Genomic DNA, 4,009 nt, shown 5'->3' on the forward strand with positions numbered 1-4,009 from the left:
AGCCGGGCCTGAATGCCCCGCCGCCAATGGATTTGCGAGCCGTGGCGAGCGAAACGATTCAGGCCGGCGATGGGAGCGTATTGATGAGACACAGAAACGATTCGACCGGTTTTACCCTGATCGAGCTTCTGGTTGTGATCGCGATTATAGGGATCCTGGCCGGCCTACTTCTACCGGCGCTTGCGCGCGCACGGGAAGCGGCGCGGCGGGCATCTTGCCAGAACAACCTGAAGCAATGGGGGCTGGTCCTGAAGATGTACGCCAACGAGTCAAAGGGCGAACAATACCCCCGAATGCAGACCTCGTGGGAGCCTATTGTGAATTGCGATACCGGGGCTGTCGTGTACCCGGGACAACAGTTCGTTGGTGCGCCTGCCCACTGGTTCAACCCTCAGATGAGCCAAATCTACCCCGAGTACTTGACCGATCCTTCCATAGCCGTGTGCCCTTCGTCGGCAATTCTGACGGTAGATGGCCTGAAGAATTCGGCCACGGGAGCATGGGAAGCGGACAAGGTCTGTCATGCGGCCGTGCCGGGGCCGTCGTTTTCGCAATTCACGGAAACGCGGGGACTTCCCATGATGGACGCGAACTACTGGTATACGGGATACGTATATGACCGAGTCGACGCGGACGATCCGGCGAGCCCGATATCCGAACTGGTATCGGGTGCGGACGGGTCCGGGCCGAGCCAGTTGATCTACGGCTTCAACGAAGCAATTGGTCAGTTCTTCAGCGGCCAAGTGGGAGAGGACCTTGATCTTTCTTCGTATGCATCCGGAATTGGCAATGCCGGCACCGACACGCTCAACCGCTTGCGTGAAGGCATCGAACGATTCCTTATCAGTGACATCAATGACCCTGCTTCTTCGGCGAAAGCGCAGAGCGAAGTGTGGGTCATGTTGGACCGCCTTAGCACTGTCATCGACGAATACAGCCACGTGCCGGGTGGTTCGAATGTGCTCTACATGGACGGACACGTGCAGTTTGTGCCGTACAACGAAGCGGCGCCGGTGCTTGGTGGCGTGGCGCAGGTCTTCGGTGAAATGGCATCGCACGGTTGAGCGCGAGGGACAGGAATCAACCACGGATGAACACCGATGAACGAATCAAACAAACGCTATCCGTATGAAGGTCCGTGAGCCTTACCAAAGCTTCTACTGATAGTAGTGCGGAGCAAACGCAGAATGGCGGGCTGGAAAGCCCGCCCTCCGATGGCGTGTAAGCGAAAACAGAACACTTTGGAGGATACAGAAGGATGAAGAATTGGAGCAGAGGACTTGCGGCGGCGCTGATCATGCTATTGCTGGCGGCGAGCTGCGCGACGACGCCTGGCTTAAAGGAAGCTTCGGGACAGGAGGTGCGAACGGATGCCTTCGAGCAGGACAGGAAGGCGATCCTCGCGATGGCGGGGAAGTTCAAGGTGACGTTCGATTTCAGGGAAACCTTGACCTTGGACCCTAGCACGACGCCCAGCAAACACGACGAAACGGAGGGCATGGAACTGGTGCTGGTGCTTGAAGACCGGGGGGGCTTCATCAGCCTTCAGCATTTGCTTGTGGTGGACGACGACAAGCCGGTGGTTATAAAGCACTGGAGGCAGGATTGGCAGTACCAGGACCAAGTGCTCCATGAATTCGCCGGGCACTTGACGTGGAAGCCTCGTCACGTGACACCCGAAGAGGTTCGGGGAACGTGGAGTCAGACGGTCTTCCAAGTGGATGACAGCCCGCGGTATGAGGGCTTTGGCGCGTGGCGTCACGTGGGCGGTTACTCGTACTGGGAATCGAACGAGACGTGGCGTCCGTTGCCGCGACGCGAACACACGGTACGTAAAGACTACGACGTATTGGTCGGAAGAAACCGGCACGCCATCACTCCGACGGGATGGACGCACGAGCAGGACAACTCGAAGATGGTTCTGCGCGATGGAGAACGCCGCATCATCGCGCGTGAATCCGGACTGAACACATATGTGCGCGACGACGCGTACGATTTCTCGGCGGCACAGGCCTATTGGGACAAGACGAGCCCGTTCTGGAAGCAGGTGCGCGAAGTGTGGGCGGGTCTCTACGCGAAGGGCGTGCCACTTCACATCGAAGGCAATTCCGCAGATGGAGCCCTGTGGCGCGACGTGGTGCGAATGGCTGGACAGTATGCGGATGCAAAACCTGTGTCGCACGAAGAAATCGAGAAGACGATTACAGAAGCGTTGGTGGTCGCGGGTGGAAATGAGCCGGCCAAGGACAAGGCGCAAGCGAAACGAGCAGACAAGTCAGACGGTCGCGATGCGGCCGGATCACCGGCGTCGTGAGAAAGGAGTAGACGATGTTGCTCAAGAAGAAGTGGAAGGTACCGTTGGCGGGCCGGGTGCTCGCCGAGGTGGCGATGGTGGTGGCCGGAGTATGCCTTGCCGCTCATCTCACCAGCGGACATGTGTCGGCTGCCGGCGAGGGCAACGAGAAGGTTTCTGTCGTGGTCGTTGGACACGGCGGAGTGCCCAAGGATTACCCGCGCCTGAAGGAACTGTTCGATTTGCATGACAAAGGCGGCGAGGAATTCGAGAAACTCGAGCATGAGGTGACGTACTGGCCGCGCACGCAGGAGAACGACGCCTACTGGGCCGGTTTCATGCGCGTTGTCGAATCCATGCGGCAGAAAGGCACGTTCCACTCTGTGCACGCGGCGTTCAATGAGATGTGCGCGCCGACTATCCCGGAAGCGCTGGCCGAAGCGCGCGAGTCGAATCCGGACACCATTGTCGTGGTGACGACGATGTTGACACCGGGAGGAGGTCATTCGGAGAAAGACATTCCAGCGGCTGTCGAAGATTTCAAGAAGACGAACCCTGACGTGAAAGTCGTATATGCGTGGCCGTTCGATGTGGGCGACGTTTCATCGTTGCTGGCAGAGCAAGCGGTGAAGTTCGCGGCCGATTATCAGGAGACTATCCGATAGCCGTTCCAGTTCACCCCGCTGCGTCACCCCGCGGCGACCCAAGCGCCCCCGCCTAGCCCTCGGGGGCGCTTCTTGTATGCAAGGGCTCCGGCGGCACAATGGCCAAGGAAATAGGATGAGCGCACGTACTGGGTTCCGGTGGGGAGTTGTTCGATGATTTCCCGATAGGTTCAAACGTGTGCGTGCGCTCTAGTTATATTGGTGTGCTGTGCCCTATAAGCAGGAGTTCCTGACGCGGCGTAGCCGCAACCAAAAAGGACTCAACCACGGATGAACACCGATGAACTCCAATGGACAAACCAAATAGGCGTCAAGGTTCTCGTGGCCGCAAACGCTAAGACTCAACGCTTTCGGCATGAAAGTCTGTGAATCTTGCAGAGACTTTTATGGGTAGTAGCTCATGAATAGTAGCACCGAAAGAAGGGTCAATCAGAAGCGTATGACTTCAAGACCACGGGGAGCACGGGGAAATACGCGAAGTTTACGTAGACTCTTTCGGATAGTGGGACGAAAGGCCGTCCACTGTGCACCGGGCTCCTCCTCGCACAACAGGCGACTGCTCAACAACTTACTCCCCACGTAAATTTCTGACGATCTTGAGGAATAGGGACCTGCGAAGTCTCCAGATCGCACCACTGCAACATGCGAAATATGATATTCTTTAGAACTTTTTCAAGTTAATATTATTAATCATGTATTTACAAATTGTGCTTTAACACACTAAAATAGAGGTACTGCAAGTGTAAGTTCCATGTGGTGACCTTATCTTTGATTTCAATAGTAGTTGCAGAAGCTGTTTAGTCTTCGACGAGTCGCAAGGCCACGCTGGAACATATCGGGGAAGGGAGGTGACTGCGCAAGAAGCGAGACTTTAAAGGGTTGGCGAATTGGATTTGTAATGAGTTGCAGGTACGGTAATTAAAAAGATATGGGAGATTACAGTAATGAGAAGACGTGGGTTTACCTTGATAGAATTACTTGTTGTTATAGCCATTATCGGTATTCTTGCAGCCATCTTGCTTCCGGCTCTGGCTCGCGCACGAGAGGCGGC

The 4,009-nt window shown here is 56.0% G+C and carries 4 protein-coding genes; all 4 read left to right on the top strand.

Annotated elements, in window-relative coordinates:
- Nucleotides 1-83: 83 nt before the first annotated feature.
- The gene (locus K1Y02_25720) at nucleotides 84-1,064 is read left to right on the top strand and encodes a DUF1559 domain-containing protein (protein MBX7259779.1); all 981 of its coding nucleotides are present in this window, start codon (nucleotides 84-86) and stop codon (nucleotides 1,062-1,064) included.
- A 194-nt stretch (nucleotides 1,065-1,258) separates the two neighbouring features.
- Nucleotides 1,259-2,314 carry a hypothetical protein gene (locus tag K1Y02_25725; GenBank protein ID MBX7259780.1) on the top strand — a complete coding sequence of 352 codons (1,056 nt, stop codon included), beginning with the start codon at nucleotides 1,259-1,261 and terminating at the stop codon, nucleotides 2,312-2,314.
- Between the two features lie 14 nt (nucleotides 2,315-2,328).
- Complete coding sequence (locus K1Y02_25730) at nucleotides 2,329-2,958, top strand: CbiX/SirB N-terminal domain-containing protein (GenBank protein ID MBX7259781.1); 630 nt, start codon at nucleotides 2,329-2,331, stop codon at nucleotides 2,956-2,958.
- 944 nt (nucleotides 2,959-3,902) lie between these two features.
- A partial coding sequence (locus K1Y02_25735) for a prepilin-type N-terminal cleavage/methylation domain-containing protein (GenBank protein ID MBX7259782.1) occupies nucleotides 3,903-4,009 on the top strand: 107 nt, incomplete at its 3' end.

This window comes from Candidatus Hydrogenedentota bacterium (assembly GCA_019695095.1).
In the GTDB taxonomy this organism is placed as follows: domain Bacteria; phylum Hydrogenedentota; class Hydrogenedentia; order Hydrogenedentales; family SLHB01; genus JAIBAQ01.